At 65.0% G+C, this 21,497-nt stretch carries 15 protein-coding genes and 1 pseudogene; 1 reads left to right on the forward strand and 15 read right to left on the reverse strand.

All coding sequences use genetic code 11. The features are described from left to right. Window positions 1–16: 16 nt before the first annotated feature. The 4 genes and pseudogenes from RHO23_RS06315 to RHO23_RS06330 all read right to left on the reverse strand — a co-directional run bounded on the left by RHO23_RS06315 (window position 17) and on the right by RHO23_RS06330 (window position 5,631). Window positions 17–1,489: a sodium:solute symporter gene (locus tag RHO23_RS06315; protein ID WP_070942449.1), complete on the reverse strand. Its 1,473-nt coding sequence runs from the start codon at window positions 1,487–1,489 to the stop codon at window positions 17–19. 32 nt (window positions 1,490–1,521) lie between these two features. Further along, the gene (locus RHO23_RS06320) at window positions 1,522–3,132 is read right to left on the reverse strand and encodes a thiamine pyrophosphate-binding protein (protein ID WP_423488820.1); all 1,611 of its coding nucleotides are present in this window, start codon (window positions 3,130–3,132) and stop codon (window positions 1,522–1,524) included. Beyond that, complete coding sequence (gene speB / locus RHO23_RS06325; RefSeq protein ID WP_070916133.1) at window positions 3,125–4,081, reverse strand: agmatinase; 957 nt, start codon at window positions 4,079–4,081, stop codon at window positions 3,125–3,127. The genes RHO23_RS06320 and speB overlap by 8 nt, the downstream gene beginning before the upstream one ends. Then, window positions 4,078–5,631: pseudogene (locus RHO23_RS06330) on the reverse strand (purine-cytosine permease family protein). Before RHO23_RS06330 ends, speB begins: the two are co-directional and overlap by 4 nt. 217 nt (window positions 5,632–5,848) lie before the next feature. On the opposite strand from RHO23_RS06330, the gene RHO23_RS06335 reads away from it, so the two are divergent. After that, a complete protein-coding gene (locus RHO23_RS06335) occupies window positions 5,849–6,748 on the forward strand; it encodes an Lrp/AsnC family transcriptional regulator (RefSeq protein ID WP_070942447.1) in 900 nt (299 codons plus the stop codon). Here the strand turns inward: RHO23_RS06335 and eccE are convergent, their stop codons facing one another. The 11 genes from eccE to eccA form a co-directional block, all read right to left on the reverse strand. Next, window positions 6,749–7,702, reverse strand: coding sequence for a type VII secretion protein EccE (gene eccE / locus RHO23_RS06340; protein WP_064410269.1), 954 nt, complete (start codon window positions 7,700–7,702; stop codon window positions 6,749–6,751). A 25-nt stretch (window positions 7,703–7,727) separates the two neighbouring features. Continuing rightward, the gene (gene mycP, locus RHO23_RS06345) at window positions 7,728–9,086 is read right to left on the reverse strand and encodes a type VII secretion-associated serine protease mycosin (RefSeq protein WP_423488821.1); all 1,359 of its coding nucleotides are present in this window, start codon (window positions 9,084–9,086) and stop codon (window positions 7,728–7,730) included. After that, entirely contained in the window at window positions 9,083–10,468 is a 1,386-nt protein-coding gene (gene eccD / locus RHO23_RS06350) for a type VII secretion integral membrane protein EccD (protein ID WP_030095671.1), read from the reverse strand. Before eccD ends, mycP begins: the two co-directional genes overlap by 4 nt. A 65-nt stretch (window positions 10,469–10,533) precedes the next feature. Continuing rightward, window positions 10,534–11,397, reverse strand: a complete 864-nt coding sequence (locus tag RHO23_RS06355) for an ESX secretion-associated protein EspG (protein WP_070921835.1) — start codon at window positions 11,395–11,397, stop codon at window positions 10,534–10,536. Between the two features lie 32 nt (window positions 11,398–11,429). Beyond that, window positions 11,430–11,720 (reverse strand): WXG100 family type VII secretion target, encoded by a 291-nt coding sequence (locus tag RHO23_RS06360; RefSeq protein ID WP_030095673.1) that lies wholly within the window; start codon window positions 11,718–11,720, stop codon window positions 11,430–11,432. Window positions 11,721–11,752: 32 nt separating this feature from the next. Then, the gene (locus tag RHO23_RS06365) at window positions 11,753–12,046 is read right to left on the reverse strand and encodes a hypothetical protein (RefSeq protein ID WP_030095674.1); all 294 of its coding nucleotides are present in this window, start codon (window positions 12,044–12,046) and stop codon (window positions 11,753–11,755) included. Window positions 12,047–12,101: 55 nt separating this feature from the next. Then, window positions 12,102–13,640, reverse strand: coding sequence for a PPE family protein (locus RHO23_RS06370; protein ID WP_070916129.1), 1,539 nt, complete (start codon window positions 13,638–13,640; stop codon window positions 12,102–12,104). A gap of 5 nt (window positions 13,641–13,645) precedes the next feature. Then, window positions 13,646–13,954 (reverse strand): PE family protein, encoded by a 309-nt coding sequence (locus RHO23_RS06375; protein WP_030095676.1) that lies wholly within the window; start codon window positions 13,952–13,954, stop codon window positions 13,646–13,648. After that, on the reverse strand, window positions 13,951–17,982 hold the full coding sequence (gene eccCa, locus RHO23_RS06380) for a type VII secretion protein EccCa (protein WP_423488822.1): 4,032 nt from the start codon (window positions 17,980–17,982) through the stop codon (window positions 13,951–13,953). Before eccCa ends, RHO23_RS06375 begins: the two co-directional genes overlap by 4 nt. Further along, window positions 17,979–19,529 (reverse strand): type VII secretion protein EccB, encoded by a 1,551-nt coding sequence (gene eccB, locus RHO23_RS06385; RefSeq protein ID WP_064408668.1) that lies wholly within the window; start codon window positions 19,527–19,529, stop codon window positions 17,979–17,981. Before eccB ends, eccCa begins: the two co-directional genes overlap by 4 nt. After that, window positions 19,526–21,388, reverse strand: coding sequence for a type VII secretion AAA-ATPase EccA (gene eccA / locus RHO23_RS06390; RefSeq protein WP_078322023.1), 1,863 nt, complete (start codon window positions 21,386–21,388; stop codon window positions 19,526–19,528). Before eccA ends, eccB begins: the two co-directional genes overlap by 4 nt. Window positions 21,389–21,497: the final 109 nt, after the last annotated feature.

The following is a 21,497-nucleotide window of genomic DNA, read 5'->3' on the forward strand; positions in this document are numbered from 1 at the left end:
CTGGCCGAACCTGCGATCACTCCGAAAGGGTACCGAGCACATTCTCGGGTTTCTTCCGTGCCAGACGGCCAGACCATGTCTGCAAGACCTCCGCCGGCGTGGGGGTGGTCAACAGGCTACCGACGCCATACGCGACGGCACTGGCCGCTAGACCGCAGTAGATCGGTTCATTGGCAGCAAGCCCGAAGAGGCCCATGGTGCCTACAGTGACGGCAGTTCCGGCGATCATGGCGCAGAGCGCACCCATTCCGGTTGCTCGTTTCCAGAGGAATCCGCCCAGAATCGGCACCAGTAGTCCTCCGACCAAGATGGCATAGGAAACGGTGAGCGCTCCGACCACGTCGTCGAGCAGGCCCGCGATCACGATGACCAGGGTGCCGAGTACCACCACGTAGCGGCGGTCACTGTGCACATCCTGATCGGCCTTGTCGGTGGAATCTGTGGTGCTGGACTTGCCAAGACCGAGCAGTGGCGTGATGTCGGTCCGGGCCACCGTCGCGGTGGCGATGAGTGCACCCGATGCGGTGGACATCATTGCGGCGATTGCCGCCGCCAGTACCAGTCCGCTGATCCCGGCGGGCAGGATGCTGTCGGCGATGATTGCGTAGACGTCGTCCCGGGCACTGACATCCGGTAAGAAGGTGGACGCGGCCATGCCGATGAGCGCACCCGCGATTCCGTAACACAAGCAGTACGTTGCCGCGACGGTGCCACCCCACTTCGCGACACCGGGTGAGCGTGCCGTGCACACGCGTTGCCAAATATCTTGTCCGATAAGCATTCCGAAGCTATAGACAACGAAGTACGTGATGATGGTCTGTGTACCGATTGCGCTCGGATCGAAGAAGCTGTCTGCGGCACGTGCGCGAATACCATCGAGTCCGCCCGCCCGGTGCCAGGTGAAGGGCAGCAATAGCGCAAAGACTCCGATGGTCTTCAGGGCGAACTGGACCATATCGGTCAAGGTGATCGACCACATGCCGCCGATCGCGGAGTACAGCATCACGATGACGCCCCCGAGGATCACCGAGGCGGCGCGGCCCATGTCGAACAGCACCGTGAATATCGTTGCGTACGCGATGGTTGAGGTGACCGCCAGCATCAATGTGTATGCCGCCATGACAATTCCGGACCACGAGGTGAAGTCGGTGCCGTAGCGCAGTTTGAGCATCTGGGCGACGGTGTACACGCGCAGTCGCTGAATGCGACCGGCGAATGCCAGGCTCAGTAACAGCAGTCCCACCGCAATGGCCACCACCAGCCACATTCCAGAGATGCCGTATTTGTAACCAAGTCCAACCCCTCCGACCGTGGATGCGCCGCCGAGGACGACGGCCGCCATGGTGCCGGTGTATAGAGCCGGGCCGAGACGCCTTCCTGCGACGAGGAAGTCGGCGGAGTCTTTGGTGCGGCTCTTACCCCAGAAGCCGAATCCCAGCATGGCACCGAGGTACACGACGATGATGGCTGTATCGACGGACTTGTCCATAGCGTCATTCCTCTGGTGTGACTGTTAGGTGTTCATCGATGGGTGGGGGCGAACATGCGCAACATGCAGCGCAGCACCACGACTGCCGGTCCCACGGTGGTGAATGTGTCGGCGACTATCTCGCCGACCGACGCGGGTGTTGCGTAATGCGCTGGTACTCCGAAACTCCTTGCCAGGGAGACGAAATCTGGCCGAGCCAACTCGGTCGCGGTGGCCTGGCCGAATGCACCGTTCATGTACTCCCGCAAGATGCCGTATCCGCCATCGTCGATAATCAGCCAGGTGACATTGGCGCCGTGCTGGGAGGCGGTCGCCAACTCGGAGATCGAGTACATGGCACCGCCGTCGCCTGATACCGCGAAGGTCCGTGCGTCTGTCCCGATGGCCGCGCCGATGGCTGCCGGATACGCGAATCCCAGGCCGCCGGCTCCCTGCGCGGAGTGGAAGGCGCCGTTGAGCGGATCCCACGCGGACCATGCCCAATACCCGGCAATGGTCATGTCCCAGAAGGTATGCGTCTCAGGAGGAACGGCGGTGCGGAGGTCATGCATAAGAGTCAGCTCGACGTCGAGTCCTTGTTCGGAGAGCCGGTCCTGTACCGACTTCCGAAGTTCTGCGGCAACGGCTGCCCCGGCGCCGGGGGCTCGCGGGGTTACGCGGGATCCGATGGCGCGCAGGGCCATCGCGGCGTCGGCATGGATGCCCAACCCGGGATGGTTGGCTTCCAGTACCCGTGGTTCGGCGTCGATGTGAATGAGCCGGCCTCGCGGGTGCAGAGTGAAGTAGTTGCTTGTCACCTCACCCATGGCGGTGCCGACGGCCAGCAATACGTCGGCGCCGTTCAGTAGCTCGGTGGTGTGTCGGTCTTCGATCCAGGAAGCGGCGGATAAGGGATGCGCGAAGGGAATTGCGCCCTTTCCGCCGGCGGTGGATACCACGGGAGAGTCGAGTCGCTCGGCAAGCTGGGTGAGGGCGGCTGCGCCGCCAACCGAACGGCGCACGCCGCCGCCCGCCAGGATGACCGGCCGCTGGGACGAGTCGATAAGCCGTACAGCCTCTTCCACCAGTTCGTGGCGTGGCGGTCGCTCGGCGATGTGTGCCACCGCGGTCGACACAGGTGGAACGTGGGTGGTCTCCAGCAGCACGTCTTCGGGGATTTCCACCCAGGTGGGACCGGCGGGTGCGGACTGGGCGAGGGCCCAGGCATCGGCGAGCAGGCTGGGAATCTGCGTTGATTCGCGGGCGAGTGCGGTGCTCTTGGTGACGTTCGCCGCGCTGCGCGGCTGGTCGTCGAGTTGGTGCAGCATGCCCTTGCGGAGCCCGAGCCCGGCGCGCGGAACCTGGCTGGCGATCACCAGCAGGGGGACGGCCGTCGCGTGCGCCTCTTGCAATGCTCCCAGCGCGGTGAGCGCGCCGGGCCCGGTGGACAGAAAGAGCACACCGACCTCATCGGTGGCTCGGGCATAGCCGTCGGCTTCGAACACGGAATTGTTCTCGACCCGGGAGCTGATGAATTTCAGGTCGCTACGCCGGAGCGCATCAAACAATCCGAGTGCGTGTTGACCGGGAATGCCGAAGACATGGGAAACACCCAGTGCAGCAAGTGTTTCCACCACTACGTCGCCTCCGTTGCGTTCATGCACGGGCAGTTTCCTCCCGGCGCAGGGCCAACAGCGATACCAGGTCGTATGCGACATGTGCTGCCGCGATACCGGTGATCTCGGCATGGTCGTAAGCCGGGGCCACCTCCACCACGTCGGCTCCGATGATGTTCAACCCCCGGAAACCGCGCAGGATCTCGAGCAGCTCGCGGCTGGTGATGCCGCCGGCTTCCGGGGTCCCGGTGCCGGGCGCATGTGCGGGGTCCAGTACGTCGATGTCGACCGATACGTACACGGGGCGGTTACCCACGCGCTGGCGCAGCTTCTCGACGACCTCGGTCACGCCCTGGTAGTAGACATCCGAGGCGGTGACGATCCCGAAGCCGAAACGCCGGTCGTCCTCGAGGTCCTTCTTGCCGTACAGCGGCCCTCGGGTACCGACGTGAGTGAGAGCCTCGGTATCGAGGATCCCCTCCTCGACCGCACGCCGGAAGGGCGTGCCGTGGGTGTATTCCGCGCCGAAGTAGGTGTCCCAGGTATCCAGGTGCGCATCGAAATGAACCAGCGCGACCGGACCATGGCTGGCAGCGGCCGCCCGCAAGAGCGGCAACGCGATGGTGTGGTCGCCCCCGATGGTTACCAGACTGCTTCCACCAGAGGTCAATTCGACGGCTGCGGCCTCGATGGTCTCGATGGCTTGGTGTATGTCGAAGGGGTTCACCGCGATATCACCCGCATCGGCAACCTGTGCGACATCGAATGGTGAGACATCGAGCGTCGGGTGATAGGGGCGAAGCAGTCGTGAGGACTCGCGTACATGGCTAGGGCCGAACCGGGCACCGGGACGATAGGACACCCCCGAGTCGAACGGTATTCCCGCAACCACGATATCGGCGCGGGAAACCTGGTCTAGGCGTGGGAGCCGTGCAAAAGACGCCAATCCCGCAAAGCGTGGCGTCTTGGAGGCGTCGATGGGTCCTATCGTGGTCATGGCGAAACTCCTTGAACTGACGTCTCTGATGTGGTGATGGGAATCTGGGCAGGGGGACCGGCAGGAATGCACCGGGGCCCGTCAGGTCCGAATGCATCGCGTGGCTCGGGGAACAGCACGAGGGCGGCCGGATACAGGAGGGCGGAAAGGCCCAGGCCGACTGGGATGCTGAGGTCGACCCCGCCCGCGAGGTTGCCCAGGGGACCAACGAATTGCCCTGGCAGGTTGACGAAGCAGATGCTCAGCGCTGCTGCCACCAACCACGGCCCGAGCCCACGCCAGTTCCAGCCGCGGGTGAACCAGTACCTGCCGCCGCGCTGCCCCCGGTTGAACACCTGTAGTGAGTCGGAGTCGTACCACCCGCGGCGGCTGAACCAACCGAGCATCATCACCACCATCCACGGTGCGGTACAAGTGACAATGAGTGCGGCAAAGGTCGAAATGCTTTGCACCACATTGAAGACGAACCGTCCGGTGAAGATGAAGGCGATGGCGATGGAACCGATCAATACCGTCGCCTGCACTCGGTTGAAGCGTGGGAAGACGCTCGAGAAGTCCAGTCCGGTGCCGTAAAGGGCTGTGGTTCCGGTTGACATGCCGCCGATGAGAGCGATGAGACAGATAGGTACGAAGTACCAGTCGGGGGAGACCGCCAAGAGGCCGCCGACGTAGTTGCCCTGCTCCAGGAACTGGTGTGCGTTGGTGGCGACCACGGTGGCTGTCACCACACCGAAGAGGAACGGCATCAAGGTGGCGATCTGGGCAAGAAAGGAGGCCGACATCAGCTGCCACGCAGGGGTATTGCGCGGTATGTAGCGGGTCCAATCGCCGAGAAAGGCACCAAAGGACACCGGGTTGGCCATAACGATGAGGACGGCCCCGACGAACGCGGGTCAGTACAGGGCGTTAGTGCCTGGATCCGCGGTGGGCCCGAAGACGCCGGCATAGCCGGAATCGAAGAGGGGCCAGAAGGCGGCGAGTCCGATCATGAACAGTGCCGTTGCGGAGATCACCGCGATCTTGTTGATCAGCAGCATGAACTGAAACCCGTAGATGCACACGACAAGTACGAGCAACGCGAAGACGGCGTAGGCAGCCGCGACCGTAAATCCGTTGTTCGGCAGACCGATTGCCCGGCTTGCGCCGCCCACCAGGACGTCCCCGGACGTCCACACGGAGATCGAGAAGAACGCCACCGCGGTGAGCAGCGACAGGAACGACCCCACGACGCGGCCATGCACGCCGAGATGTGCCGACGAAGAAACGGCGTTGTTGGTGCCATTGCGGGCGCCGAAAAGTGACATCGGGGCCAGGATCGCGGCCCCGAGCACCAATCCGGTGACCGTGGCCAGCAGTGCATCCCGAAAGGACAGGCCGAAGATGATCGGGAAGCTGCCCAGTACCACCGTCGCAATGGTGTTGGCACCACCGAATATCAGTCGGAATAGATCGAGCGGTCTTGCGAGGCGTTCCGCCCCGGGAATGGGCTCGACACCGTGTGCCTCTACCTCGATGACCTTGGGAACGGGGGCATATGCATCTGCTGTCATCGCCGTCCTCGCTCGGTGAGATGTGGTGCGGGTCACCTTATGGTCGTGGTGGACCTTCTGCAAGCAGTTCCTTCGTTACAGGCCGGTTACTGATTGTGATATGACGGTAGAGCTGCACTATTCGAATGAAATAGTCAGCATGGTGGTGTGTGGAATTTAGAAATGACTGTCCTGTAGCGCCGAAAAATCTCGCGGAAATTTGACGAGGGAGTCACCGATGGACGAAATCGATGAGCGCATTGTGGCTCTCCTGGAGATCGACGGTCGGCTGTCGCATCGCGACATCGCTCAGGAGGTCGGCCTGTCCCGGTCGGCGGCGGCAGCGCGGATTCACCGACTGCTGTCCAGCGGTGAGGTGGAGGTTCGCGGCGTGGTGCACCCGGCCGTAATCGGTCGTGGTGCACTGGCTCACGTCGGTATCACTGTGGACGGGCCGGCCGTGGAGATCGCCGCCCAGATAGCGCGCCGAGACGACATTCCCTTTCTCTCCGTGACAACCGGTCAGTACGGACTTGTCGCTGAGATACGTGCCGGGTCAGCGCACGACATAGACAAGGGAGTCTCAGAGCTACGTGCACTGGAGGCAGTCGTCGGTATCGACACTCTCACTTACATCGAGGTAGTCCGCGATGTGATAGGCCCGGTGGGAGATGTGCAGACACACGTGGACGGCACGGACCTAGCCCTGCTCAAGGCGCTTCAGAGCGACGGTCGTGCCTCCTACGTTGATCTCGCTGGGGCGGTTGGCCTTTCAGCGGCCGGCGTCCGGCGCCGGATGCTGCGTTTGACCGAATCGCAGGTTGTTCGGATCGGGGCCGTGGTGAGGCATTCCGGCCGAGACAGGCAGCCCGCCTTGGGCTTTGGGGTACGGCTTGGTGGCGCCCACCCCGAGGTGGCCCAGCGCATCGCGGCCATGCCGTCGGTCATTTTCGTGGCGCGCACGCTCGGACGTTTCGACCTCGTCGGTACTGTCCGGGCGTTTACCGCACGGCAGCTTGTCGAACTGCTCGACACGATCAGATCCACACCGGGCGTTCGGGCGGTGGATAGCTGGGCACACCTTCAGGTCGTCAAGGAGACTTACGCATCAGGTTTGGTTTTCCCCGATCGGGAGTGATCAGACCAGTGCCTGTGCCTCGTTCTGCGGCGCGAGGTTGTCGAGGAACTCTACGGTGACCGGGGTCCCGGCTACGCCGAAGGAGTTGGGCGACAGCGGGTTCATCGCCTGCAGGACAGGCAGGTGCTCGCCCCAGCACAGCGTCAGCCCGCCCCATGGCGCGCGTGACTCTGGCTTCTCGTCTGTGCGCAAGGCGCACACCACGGTCAGCAGCGGAGCATCGGTGGTTCCGGTGAGCTCGAGGACCGTCCAGCGCTCCGGTAGTGGGGCACCCCAGATGCTTCCGAGAGTGTTCGGCAGATCGTCGTTCACCGTGGCGCGGTAGGCGGCCAGGTATCCGTGATCGTCAGTGACGGCGCGGGAGCCCTCCTTGACTTCCTCCGGCAGTGGCGTGCCGGGGTTCTCTGCGGCATTGATCTGCCACCCCAGTTCGCGTAGGTGATCGGAGAGTCGGCGTCCCACGATATCGGCGGTCTCACGCAAAGGGATTCGGGAAGAACGTGCCTGCAATGCCGCAAGGTTGTCCGCCGCGCTCAGGGTCAGGCTCACCCAGGTCTTGTTCTCGGTGCCGGCTATCCCGGCGGTCGTGACCCGGATTGATGAGCACCGTACGCCGTAGCGATCCAGGTATCCGGACAGGAGCCCGAGCGGGACCTCCTCATCCGATGCGGGTGCTGAGAGCTCGAGTGCCACCGTGGTGCGCGCATCGACGCCCGCTGCGGCAATCTGAGGGGTGTTCGCGGAGGACCTCCCAGAGATTCTGCGGGTCAGCAGCTTCGTGAATCGTCCGAGAATGTCGGTGAGGAAGGTGCCACGCCACCACACCAGCAGCACCAGTGCCAGCACTCCGGCGGTGATGGCGATCCAGCGGTCGGCGGGGTCCCGGCGGTAGAGGGCGAACGCACCCGCTGCGACCAGCGTTGCCACCAAGGTCAACCGCAGCGTGCACGGCACCGGGGGTCGATATAGCTTCACGTTCTTACTCACTCGTGCTCTCCTGTCTGCGACGTGCACTGAGCCCGGCGACGACGATCACCGCGATCAGACATACACCGGCGCCCAGGAAGGCGAGCTGCCGGGGAAGGGGATTTTCCGGGGTGGGTGGGGGCGGCGGAACGACGGCGCGGACGCTGGGGCCTGCGGGAGCAGTTCCGTCTGCGGGTACGTCCCAGGTGAGCGCGGCTACCGGATCGACGGTTCCCGCTCCCACAAGGTTGGAGGGAGAACGGCCCGCGTCACGAGCAGTCCGTTGCAGCCGCGAGACAACCTGGTTCGCGGTGAGTTCCGGGAACCGGCTGCGCACCAGCGCCGCGACACCCGAGACATAGGCCGTCGCATAACTGGTTCCGAAGAGGGGGTGCGCCTTGCCGTCCTGGCCGACCATTCCGTTGGCCAACCCGCCTTCCTCGTCGTTGGACAGCGACGTCACGTTCTCGCCATTTGCCGCGATGCCGACCCAGGGACCGGGCATCGTGAACTTCGAGGGTGCGCCATCGGCGGACACCGACCCGACGGACAGTACATATGGCTGCCACCAGGAGGGAACCGAAACAGATTCCACCCCAGTCCAATTCCTCGGATCGGTACCCGAACCGCTGAGTGGATTCGGCTGGCAGTTGGCGCCCCCGCCGCTGGTGTTACCGGCCGCTGCGATGACGACGGCGTCCTTCTCCTCGACGGCGTAACGCAACGCCGCGCCGAGTGCGGCCTGGTCGATGGGCTTGGCGGCCGGAACGCAGACGACCGAGGAAATGTTGATGATGCGTGCGCCGAGGTTCGCGGCATGCACGATGGACCGCGCCAGAGTGCTGACAAAGTGGGTGGCGCCGTTCGTGCTGGGATCGCCGCCGGTGATTCGCGGAGAGAACTTGGAGGACTCCTGGCGAATCGAGATCAGCTTGGATGCCGGCGCGATGCCCGAGAATCCATCTGGGCCGGGCTGGCCGCCGATGATTCCCGCGACCATGGTTCCGTGTCCGTCGCAGTCGGTCAGTCCGTTGGTCGACTGAACGTAGTCGCCTCCACCTTCGACACGCAGCCGCGCGCTGGGTTGTACGCCGGTGTCAATGACGGCGACGCTCTGGCCCTCACCGCGAGAGAAGCGCCACGCCTCCTCGAATTCCGGGGACGGTTTTCCGCTGGTCCCCGTACCCGGCGTCAACACGGTGGTGGTGCACGCGGCGGACTGCATACCGGCTGTTGCGCTGGGGGCCGAATCTCGAGGCAGGGCGGCGGGATCCGCCTCCGGACGTGTCACCGCGTACGCGGCCGGTGCTGTCATAGGAGACAGCGCCAGCAGCATCGCGGCGACGGCGCCCACAGACATGAAACGGATCATCGGTTGAGGATCCAGCTGAACAGTCCGGTGAGGTATGCGATGACCGGCAGCAGTGAGGCATCGATGCCCGAGGCGAGGAATCCCAGGAGCCGCCGGCTGGGCAGCGAGTAGCTTTCTGCCTCAGCGATCTTCGGGTTGAACACCACGACAGTGAGCGCGGCGACCAAGAACGCCAGCACCCCGAGCGCAGCCAGTGCGCCGGTGTAACGGCCCGCCAGGGCGAAGATCACCAGTAGTGCGGAGGTCACCACGAAGGGCACCGCGAGCAGCCAGGCCTTGCACACCGCCGAATCCCAGACGCGCGCGCGCAGTGCTGCCCCGGCGCTCACCGCGACCACCAGGTACCAGGTCCACGGGCTCGCCTGCGCCGAACCGCCGACCAGAGCCAGTGATCCCAGGATGGCCAGAAGTGAAGCGCCCGCGATGAATCCGCTCTGATGTGAGTCACTCAGCTGAACGCGTCGCGGGAGGTCCTTGAGCACCGACATCGCCGGAGCGGAGGGAGTCGGGTCACCGGGTGCGGGAATGGTGGGCAGGGGGAAGCGGGCGGCGAAGGCCGACAGCTGTGCGGCACGCACGGTGACCAGCAGCCCCACCACGATCAGGCCGCAGCCCACCGTGAGAAGCGACGGGTTCCACAGGATTTGGGCGCCAGCGGCACCGGCGATACCGATGGACAGCACCGTGGTGGCGGTGAAGAAGGCGATCTGCTGGCGCGCCACGATCAGGTAGATCAGCGACCACGCGGCGACCCCGGCGGCGCCCAGGAGGGCGCGCGGCGCCAGGGCATCTCCAGGGATGGCAAGGGCGAGCGCACCGGCGATGGGAGCCAGGGCGGTGATCGCCAGCTCCGCGCCGAGGCGAGGCGACCGGATGTGTGCCACCAGCGCCCCGATCGCGGTGGCGACCGCCACCACGGCCAGGCCGGCAAGGCTCAACGTGGAACCGGTGCGAATGTTGTGAACGATCGCCAGAACCGTTGCCGCCACGATTAATCCGAGGACGCCCACACGGGTGACACGAGCAATGTGCTCGGCACCCCACGGGCGCTTACGCGATTCGGAGAAGATGACGGCCGCATCCGCGATGTCCTCGACGATGCCGGGCGCGGCGGGTCCCACGGGAGTCGGACGCAGCGTCAGCAGGTCACCGTCGACGACTCCCACGGTGTCCAGGGTCGCGTCGGCACTGAACGGCGCGCCATTCACCGGGGCCAGGCTCAGCTGCTGAGGGGTGGCCTCGGTGGCGTCTGGGGCCACCAACCGGTGAACTGCGGGAATGATGTCGCGCATCGGCAGCTGGGTCGGCAAGGCGACCTCGGTCAGCTTTTCTTCACCGAGCACGGCTACCCGGACGATGGGCATCACGGCGTTGTCAGACATGGTGTTTCGTTTGACTCTCTCGATAGGGGGGTGGAGCACACTAGGGAACTAATAGAGGGAAAGCATCAGTCGAAGTCTCGGGTCAATCGCGCGTCCGGGAACCAATGCCCGTCCGGGAGCGTGGCCATCAATTGCTCGACGGCTACCGCGATCGCGAATGGGGTTCCGGGTGCGAAGGTCGACAGCCAGGTGCCGTCGCCCGCGCGGTGCGGGCTGACGAGGATGCGTCCAGCGCTGGTGTCGACCACGCTGATACCCACCTCGGAAGTCTGCTGGGTTGCGTTATCACGTTGTCCGGCAACTACTTCAACATAGTTGCGGTTTCCGATGAACGCTGATTCCACCACAGCCTGTGCGGTGGGAGGGACGCCCAGGTATCCCATGACATCGGCCAGTGAGGCGCCGGAACGCAGCTGCTCATCGGCCTTGGCGCCCACGTGGGTGGGCAGTGTGAATTCGGGGAACCGTGCGGGTGCGCGCCAGCGCAGTCCGGCGACCACACTGGGGACAAGCGCCGAAGGGTCGTCGGCGTCGACCGCCGTGAAGGTGATCAGGTGGGCATTGCGCAGTGACACCACGGTCTGCGCACGACCCTGTGATTGTTTGTACGCGATGATGCCGCGCATCACGTCCGGATTCTCCGAACCTGCCGCGACATAACGCAGTTCGAGCCAACGGTCGGGGCGGCACACGGTGCGGATCCATCCCGCCACGGCAGGATCCACCGCACCGTCGGCGCTGAGCACACCGGCACGGGTGAGTTCCTGGACGCGCTGAGCATTGAAGCCGGCACGCTGTGCCTCATCCCGGAAGGGGACCGTGATCGCCAGCACCCAGGGAAAGGTGCCGGCGCTCAAGGTGTCTGCGAGGAACCAGGCCTGGTCGACCGTCAGCTCGACGGCGTCCGGCGACCGGGTGGCCTGGTTCATCGCACGATCAGGTGCTGGAGCACCAAGGGCGTTTATGCGCCCCATTTGGCTCCTTCTGCCATGTCGCGGGCGTTCATGGACAGGGTGTTGGTTTCGTGGGTGGTGCCCATGGCGCGGTAAGCGCGGATGAGCTCTTCCATGGCGGTGTTCCACTGAGCCTGCCAGGCGGCCTGGCTCATGGAGGTATCACCGTGCCAGGCAGCCTGCAGGGAGGCCTGCTGGGCGGCCAGGTCTGCTCCCAGGGCGGTCAGTACACCGGAGTAGGTGTTCATCTCGCCGGCGTGGGCCAGCATGGCGGGGTAGTTGAAAGTGATCTGCGACATCTGCTGTGTTCCCTTCCTTGTGCGTGTGTGGGTTAGACGCCGATGTAGCGGCTGGCGGCGGCGGCGTCTTCGGCCACGTAGGTGGCTGCGGCATCGCCGAGGTTGAGCTGGGCGATATCGAGCAGGGCGTTGACCTTTGCGGCGACTTCCACGAACCGGGCGTGTGCGGCCTGGAAGGCCACCGAAGACTCTCCGACGTGGAAGGCCTGGGCCGACATCGCGGCCTGCTCGGCCTGCGAGATCGTCGAACGCATCAATGCGGTCTTGGCCCCGAAAGTGCCCTCCGCGGCGATCAGCGCCGGAATGTGTGCATCAAGCAAACTCATATTCATCTCCTCAATCGTGTTGTGTTGTCGGTGATTTCTGGTTGTTCGTGGCCGCTCAGCTGTGAGGCCCCCCTTCGGCGCTGTCCTGGGGATCCACGTTCGCGTCGGTGCCCCAGGTGGTGGGCAGCATCGGGGCGGTACGCGAACCGTCGATGGCCTCGGCCGATGTTTCGCGTTCGATCAGACCGGCCGCGCTGGTGCTCGAGGTACTCCTGGACACCGTCCCGGAAAAGCCGAGCTGACCAGTGCCGCGAGAAGAAGCCCCGACACCAGCGGGCTGACGCGCTGCCGGTTCCGAAAAGTCCGGGTCCACTGTGGAATTCATGTCCATGAACTGCGGGGCCGGATCCTTGATCCGCGCACCACGCTTGCGGCGGGCACGTGAACGCGCCGACGCTGCGGCCGCGGCGGCCGCGGAGATCCCCGCAGCCGGCGCCTTGGCACCTGCACCTTCATTCAATGTCGGCCCAAACCGCGCCGCCGGCGGATCCTCCTGTGCCGCGTACACCATGTAGGCAGGAGTCACCGCCGCGACAGCAGGCGAAGCCGGTGTCGCGGGGGCGGACGGTGCACCCGTACCGCTGGTAATTGCCGTGCCGCCGCTTCCGGGCATTCCGCCCATCGCAAACGGCTGCTGCTGAGGTGAGTTGCGCACGACCTGGGCTGGTTGCGGCGCGGGTTCCTCCCCAGGTACGTCGGCGTCGACCGGAACCGGGTTGATCAACTGCGCCAGTCCGATCAGGAGCAGGGGAAGCCACAGCGGAGCCGACAGCATGACGCCCCAGAAGGTGAACCCGAAGGGGATGAAGAACGCCTCGTACGCGATGAAGAACAACAGCGGACCCCACGCCACGAGCGCTTCGAGTGGGTTGCGCAGGAAGTCCTGCAAGATCCTTTGCAAGGTGCCGAGCGGGTCGGTGAAGAACTCCTGAATCTGCCGCATCAGCTTCTCGAAGAAGCTCTCGCTGTCGTCCAGCGCGGTGCCGGATTCGGCAGCCTGCGCCTGCGCGGCCAGGCCCGACATGTCAGCCATCCGTGACGTCACCTCGCCGCCCGGAGCCATGATCATCGGCGCGGGTGTCGTCGGCGCGACCGACGCCACAGCGGCCGTGGAAACCCCTTGGTAGACGCCCATGGTGGTGGCGGCCTGGACCCACATCCGGATGTAGTCCGCCTCATTGAGCGCGATCGGAATGGTGTTGATACCAAGGAAATTGGTGGCCAATAGCACGCCATGAATCATGTGGTTGGCCGCCAGCTCGGCCAGCGTCGGCATCGCGGCCAGAGCCGTCGTGTAGGCGGCGGCACTGGTTTCGTGCAGCACGGCATTGGTGGCGCTCAGCGCGCTCTGCTGGGTCAGCCAGGCCAGATATGGTGCGTGGCTGACGACGTACTGGGTGGCGCTGGGCCCCTGCCAGGGCCCGGCGTTGGTGGCAGCGAGCAGCTGCGTCAACTCCGTTGCGGCAGTGGTGTATTGCACCGAGAGTGCTTGCCATTGCGCGGCTGCCGCCAACAGTGCTCCCGGCCCGGGTCCAGCGCTCAGTAGCGCCGAGTGGACCTCGGGCGGGAAAGCCATCCAGATGGGGGCGGACACGGAATCTAGCCCCGCGCGATCATGTACGTTGCCGCGGCCTGCATATCTCCGGTGGTGTAGCTGGCTGCGGACTCCGAAACACCCAGACCGGCCCGGCCCAGTTCCTCAACAGCCAGCGCGGCCACCCCGGTGTGTTCGACACCGCGGGCACTGAAACCGGCCGCGGTCTCCAACGACACCGGATCGGCCGCCGGCGGTACCACCGCACCGATCACCGGCGCGGCAGCAGCATGTGCGGCGGCCAGACGCGCGGTCAGCGCCTCCACCGCAGCACTGGTGGCAAGCAGACCTTCCGGAATGACATTCAGATTCATCGTGGGTACTCCCTTCCTTGAGCAGCGTGCTCACTGACGAATGGATTAACGGTCTGTACATATGTCGGGACATCGTTATCTGACAACAGAACGCCGCGGCCCGCAGGCAGACGCTCGAAGCGATGTCCACGGATACGGCCACCGTCTTGCGGGCTACCGCTGAACATCAGGGTGTTGGCCTGCAGTTCGTGGAAACGGCGCAACATGGGGTTGGTCATCAGTATGTGCCCGGAACCGGTGGCACGCGCGGTGATGATCACTCGCAGGCCGAGCTCGCGAGCCTCGGCGAGCAGGCCCGTGATCGGGTTCCAGGGACGCTGCCCGATGTATGGACCGCTGACGGCGGGCGCATCGGGAATCTGGTCGACGTCATCGATGATGAGGTAGTGCCGCTGTGCGGTCACTCCGCGTGACACCCAGTTGTGCAGTTCCTCGGGGGACAGTCCGGCCGGTGGCCGGCGCTTCTCCAGGAGGGCACCCAGGCCCATCATCGCCGGGGTGATCCGGTCGATGTTGGGGGTGTACTCGTTGTCGGGGAACAGCGGCTCATCGACGAGATGTAGACGCCGGTCCAGGACGGTGAATGCCACCTCGTCGGGTGCCGAGTGCTCGCGGACCGTACGGATGATGTGCCGCAACAGCGTCGTCTTGCCCGATCCGGTATCGCCCAGCACCATCAGGAGCGGGTTGTGGGCGAAGTCGAGAGCCACTGGCGCCAGATCCTGCTCGCGCTGACCGATGACCACCTGCTCGCGTCCCGGGTACAGCGGACCGATGGCGTCCGGTGCCAGGTCTGCCGGCAGCAGGCGGACGGCAGGAGCCTTGGCCCCGGGGTAGTTGGCGTTGACCGATTCCACGTCCTTGGCGTCGGACGCCGCGAACAGGAAATGCTCGGCCTGCATGGTCAGGCCGCGTCCGGGCTGATCGTGCGGCACGCTCTCGGCGGGGCGGCGCAGCGCACCGGGTACCCGCACGTTGCTGTCTGCCGAGTCGTGCAGCTTGAGTTCCAGACGTAGCCCGAGAGCATCGCGCATCGCGAGAGGCACTTCGATCCAGTTCGGTGTCGTGATCACGACGTGGATGCCGTATGACAGCCCGGCGTTGGCCAGTTCGGTAAGGCGGGCCAGCAGCGGATTCCGGGTGTTGAACTGATCGGTGTTGTCGCGGCTGAACGCGTACAGGTTGTCCACGATCAGGAACGTCTCGCCGTACCCGTCGTCCAGTGTGCGATCGCTGTCACGCAGTGTGCGCAGCTGACTCACCGAGGCGATGCCGCGGTCGCGGAACAGACGCTGGCGATAGGCCAGAAGCTGCTCCAGCTCACCGAAGGTGCGCCGGATGCGCTCGGGCTCCAGGGCGCTGGCGACGCTACCGACATGTGCCAGTCCTTCGAGCGCGTGCAATTGCCCGCCGCCGTAGTCGATGCAGTAGAACGTGACGTCGCGGGGGGAGTGCGACGCGGCCGCCGACAGCATGAACGTCTGCAGGGCAGTCGATTTCCCGGACTTCGGGCCACCGTGAATGATCACGTTTCCGGCCGCCGAGGTCGCGTCGAAGATCAGCGGATCGCGACGCATCTGGAACGGCTTGTCGATCTCGCCGAGCGGCCAGCGCAGCTGGCGTGCCGGGATGCCGGTCTGGCTCAACACACTTGCCAACGGGATCGCGGTGTCCAGCGGCGGCAGCCACAGCTCGGGTGCACGCGGACCCACCTTGGCCAGCTGGGCGCCGACGGTGGAGATCAGCTTGCGTGCCGGTTGTTGTGGCTGGTCGGATCCACCCTTGACGATCACTGTGGTCGGATCGGTGGCCACCGGCAGCGCCGTGAACGGCTTGGGCTGCGGAGTGGCGTGGATCTCGATGGTCGTGGTCCTGGACGGTGGCTCGTAAACGCCGTCGACATAGGTGCTGCGGAACTTGATGGGCACCGCCCCGGGGGCGGGCACCAGGAAACCAACGCCCTTGTGGTCCTTGCCCGATTCGATGTGATACGCGTCCTCGGTTCCGATGATCTGCCGAGATGCGCTGGGGCTGGCCACCTTCAGACCAATGCGGTACGAGGTGTTCTTGTCGATGTCCTTGATCTTGCCGACGTCGAGGGTCTGTGACGCGAACAGGATGTGAATCCGGAACGAGCGCCCCTTGCGTGCGACGTAGTCGAACAGTTCGGCGTACTCCGGATGATCCTGGAGCATCAGGGTGAATTCGTCGGCGACCACGAACAGTGTGGGGATGGGGGACAGGTCGTGACCGGCCGCGATCGCATCCTCGTATTCGCGGACCGAGTTGAAGGCACTGCCCTGTACATCGCGGCCGGCCTGCTTGAGCAGGTTCTCGCGCCGGGCAACCTCGCCACGCAACGTGTCGGCGAAACGATCCGCCAGAGAGCGCTTCTCGGCCATGTTCGAGATCACGGCGACGACTTGTGGGAAGTCGCGGAAGATATCGGCTCCCGCTTCACCCTTGAAGTCCGCGTAGATCACGATGAGACGGTCGGCCGAATGCGTTGTCAGCAGTGACAACAGAATCGACATCAGGCTCTGGGACTTACCGGAGCCGGTCATGCCGATCATCAGTCCGTGCGGTCCCATGCCGCCCTCGGCCTCGTCCTTGAGGTCGAACATCAGCGGCTCGCCGGAGGCGGTCACGCCGATCGGCACGCGAAGCTCTTCGTCACGCGTACGCGGCGACCACAGGGCAGGCACATCCAGCTGGGACGCGTCTTCGATACCGAGCAGCGATGTAAAGGTCGCACCACCGGTGGCGGCCGATCGCAGGCCTGGATGCGTCGGATTGGAATCCCAACGGGAGAGCCGCCGGGACACGTGCGATGCGGTTCCGAGCGTGAGCTGATCGGCCTCGTCGATGTACGGCTGCCAGTCGTTGCCGTTCCACCGGGTGATTCGTGCGCTCACGCCGTTCCGATTGACCTGCAGCACAGGACGTTCCGGGTTGAGGTACTCCGGAAGCTTGGTAGCGCAGTCACTTCCGTCCGCCCGCTGAATGACGGTGACGCCGTCCAGTCCGGTTGCCGGGATCGGCGAGTTCACGCCGTTCAGATCATAGGTCGGGTCGTCGAGAATGATCAGCAGATGCTTGTGGGCGCCGGATTCGGCCCCGAACAGCGCGCGCTCGGACAGCACCGGCTTCAGTGCCTCGAACAGCTCGGCACCTGTGCGGCGCAGGTAGCGTGCCGGGCCAACGCCGTCGACCTCACCGCTGATATCCACGTGGGGAAGCCATTTGAGCCACGACCAGTCGCTGTCCTCCACACCCGGGCCGGCCATCGCCACGGTCAGCAGCGTCGGATCATGGAAAGTGGCTGCCTGGGTCACCCAGGATCGGATCGAGGCGCGGACGATGTCGTCATCGCCGAGCACCGTGATGCGCGAAACCTTGTTCAGGTCGATGCCCAGCGGTGCGCTGCGCACCGTGCGCTGGGTGTCCAGCAGTCCGCGTAACGCGCTGTGGCTCACCGGCTCCAGATCGATCTCGTCGGCGATGTCCTTGACGCGTACCGGACTGGCCAGGGGGAGATCATGACGTCCGGCGCGCACTACCAGGTAGTCGTCGTCGCCGGGGTCGCGTTCCCACTGACGCCGGGTGCCGGGAACAGTGGTGAGCTCTTCGGGATCCGGGTGCGACCATTCCAGCGCCTTGCGTTGCTGTGTGGCGTGGGTGCGCAGATTTTCACGAATCACCGACAGGTACCGCAGGTAGTCGGCGCGCTCGGCGTCGACCTCCTCGGTGCGGACCTTGTCACCGCCTCCGCGGTACAACGCGGTCGCGGCCAGCAGGAGCACGAACGGGAAGAACAGCGTCTGCGGGGAGATGAGCCGGATCCCGGAGGCGACCAGTGCGACCACCATGCCGACGATCAGGATCACGATCACAACCGGCATGGCACGGCGCAGGAACGATGGCGGAATCACCCGAGGCAGTTGTGGTGGTGCCTCTACGGTCACCGTGGCATCGGGTATCGCGGGAGGCGCTACACGCCGATGGGGTTCGAAAATGAGACGGCTCAACGGGACTCCTGTGCCTGAGCAGATGGGTTGTCGGTCTGGATGCGCGTGGCCGGCCGATCGGTCGGAGCCAGGCTGTCGTGCGCGAGCAGGGCATCGGCACGTGAGAGCGATGGCCCGGAGGCGAACAGATCCAGAATCGACGAGGGGATGGTGAGTGCGGGCTTGTGCAGGCCGAGTGCCTCGAGGGTCTTGTCGCCCTCGGCCTCGGTATCGATGCCGTAACGCACACCGGTATCGGATATCCACTGGTACCCACCGGCACCGCCGGGCTGCACCAGGTATCCGATGCCGGGAGTGATGGCGACCCGCGTCGGGGTGGACGCGGAGGAGATCAGCTGCACGGTGTGCACCGAATCAGAAAGGGGCAGAACCGAACCTGCAAGTAGCGACCACGAATCCGAGGAGGCGTCGGCCGTCCTGGTGAACCGTGAGCACAGCACCGGATCCTCGTTGGCGGCCAGCGGCTTGATGGCGGCGCTGGGGAACACCCTGGTATCGATCGCCGAGGACGTCGGCAAGTGCGCCGTCTGGTCGGCGGTCAGCCGCGGTGGCTGTTCCAGACCATATGAGTTCGCGTTGCGCAGCACCGATGCGATCACCGGTGAAACCTGTTGCACGCCATCGGCTAGCACCGCGTAGTACACCGGAGTGTTGTCGGTGGAGGAGCTCACCAGCACCGAGCCGATGGGCGCCGCGACCGGCAACGGATAAGCGGTCGGCGTCCCGGCTCCCTGGATGGGGGGAACCACGAGTGCCGGAGCCTCGGGAATCGCGTTGAGCAGGCGGGTGGTCACGGGGCGCACGGCCGGTGGCGCGGTGAGGCCCAGAGCGCTCGTGACGGCGACATCGCCGAGGTTGAGCGCGCTGCGCTTCCCATCCCACAGCAGCCAGGTACCCGCGTCAGAGGACACCACCGCGGCACGGTCGCGGGGGAGGTCGAAGGCCTTGTCCCCACTGGTATCCAATGCTCCGGCGATCACGGTCACGGCGCGGTTTTCGGTGGACTCGCACACCGCCCAGGCGGCATCGGTGCTCTTGGCCTGCACCATGCGCTCCGGTGCGCCCGGAATACCGATCAGATTTCCGCGCGGAAACTGGTCGAGCTGAGTGCTTTTGACCATCGTCGGATCCACGGACTTGCCTGCGATGAGACGGGCCGAGGTGAGGTTGAGCACCGGGTGCAGGTTGTCACCCACCCGGACATAGAGCGCCGCGGTCGACCGGTCGGCCAGCACCGGATCGGTACCGGCGATACCCGAGGGGCGCAGCAGGCTGAAGACGAAGCACCCGACAAGTCCGGTGACGACGATGACGGCGCCCATGCTGAATGCGCGGGATTGGGTACGCAGCGGATCAACGAGCATCCGGGCGTCGTGTAGTGCAACGCCAGATGCTATGCGACGCATGACAAATCGCCATCCGGTGACCTGATGCCCGGTGACGAACCCGCGACGGTACTTCAGTGGTTCGGGGTTCTCACTGGCCGGAGTGCGTGATGCGAAGGCCCGGCGCTCGGAGTTCGCGTTGTTGTCTCGGTTATCGCTCATTTCTGGACCGGCGTCCCGGGAGCCGACAGCCCGAGGCCGGCGACGATGGCCTCCACCGATGCCTGCACGTCCTCGACGGTGACCGTCATGAGGTCGTCATCGCTGAATTCTTCGGCGCCTGAGTTGTCAAGGCGGTGTTCACGTTCCTCCTCGGAGCGTTCCACGACGTTACGGACGAATCGACCGTTACCGGCGACGTCGATGCTGCGGCGTGCGATGCCGCGGGTATCGGGAGCCTCTGCGGCACACATCGCCGAGAAGGCGGTGAGCAGCGCATCAGCGGCGCCCTCGTCGAACTTGCTGTCGCGCACGGACGCCATGGCCGATGCGATTTCGACGAGCTCCGGCGGTGCGTACGAGGGAAATTCGATGGACCGCGTGAAGCGGGAGCGCAGACCTTCGTTGGTGTCGAGGAACTGGTCCAGCTCGGCGCGGTATCCGGCGACGATCACGACCAGGCGGTCGCGGTCGTTTTCCATGCGGGCCAGCAGGGTGTCGATGGCGACGAGACCGAAGTCATTCTTGGCGCCGGTGGACACCAACGCATATGCCTCATCGAGGAACAGCACACCGTCGAGCGCGCTGTCGATGACAGCGTTGGTTTTGGCTTCGGTTTCACCGATGTGCTGACCGATGAGGTCGGCGCGGTGTACCTCGCGGACGTTCTCGCGCTTGAGAAGCCCCAAGCCGCAATAGATCTTGGCGACCACACGCGCGATGGTGGTCTTACCGGTGCCGGGAGGGCCCGCGAACACCAGGTGGTGGGTGCGGTGGCCAACGGCAAGTCCGCGATCCTGGCGCCGCAGCGCCATCGCCACGGAACTCTTGAGTCGTGAGACCTGGTCTTTCACCTGCTCCAGGCCGATGAATTCGCTGAGCTGTTGCTCGGCCTCGGCCAGCAGGATCGCCTTGCGCTCGTGAGCCTCAGGATCGATGAAATCCTCTTCGGTGGGCTCGGTTTCGGGGTCCCAGGGATCGGTACGGGCAGCGATACGCGCGGCGGTCGTGGTGTGCAGACCCACGCTCGGATCGGTGAGCGCATGCTCGATCTCGGTGTTCTCCGGATTGGCCGCGTACAGATCCTGGAGCACCTCGGTTGCGGTCTCTTCGTCACCGTGGTGGCGCAGGTTGAGCGCCTTGGCCAGTGCGCCGTCGGTGGCTGCTACCTCGATGGGACCACTGGGGTCTTCGAGGTAGGAGAGGGCGGGATTGACCATGCCGAGCTTGGCGAGGGCAATACCCAGGGTGATCCGTACGGCGTGGGACGTGGTGGGGTCCAACGACGCATCGGTGACAACTGGGGTCAGCAGCGTGACGACATCGGACCAACGTTCGGCCCGATTCTGCATGGCGACAGCGGCCCAGCGGGCGTTGAACCATCCGGGGCGTCGCTCGGTTACGGCGGCGATCAGCTCGGCAGCCTTGACGTAGTCACCCTTGTCCACGAGGGCCGCCGCGTAGGCGAGGTGATAGTCGTCGGGTCCGCTGGCGCGGAACTCGAGGTAGAGCCCGGTGTCGTAGAGGAAGGTGAGGTCGCCCGGGTGCAGGTTCACCGCATGCTGAAGATGCCCAGCGGTCGCCGCAGTCTCGGAGATCGCCTCCAGCACGTCGACGGTGGCGCCCCCGGATGCGGCCAGGCCGACCCAGACATCACAGTGATCCTGAGCCGTTCGGCACAGCGACGTGAAGCCGTAACGCGCTGCTGGCAAATCTGCAGGACGCCGCCTGTCATTAACGGACAGACCGAGCGCGCGGCAACAGGTTGCGAATCGGCTCTCTAGTTCCGGGTCGATGCGGGCTGACGGATTCACCGCCGGCGCCGCACGGTCCAGCTGGCCAACTCGTTCACGAATATCCACTTACAGCCCTTCACCCGATCGACACGCTCGCTGACTGGAGTAGTCGGGTCGCGAACGTGAATAGTTCCTCGCCTCTATGTCCGGAGCAGCTGGCAAACTTGAAGCACAT

Source organism: Mycobacteroides sp. PCS013, assembly GCF_049532645.1.
Classification (GTDB): Bacteria; Actinomycetota; Actinomycetes; order Mycobacteriales; family Mycobacteriaceae; genus Mycobacterium; species Mycobacterium gwanakae.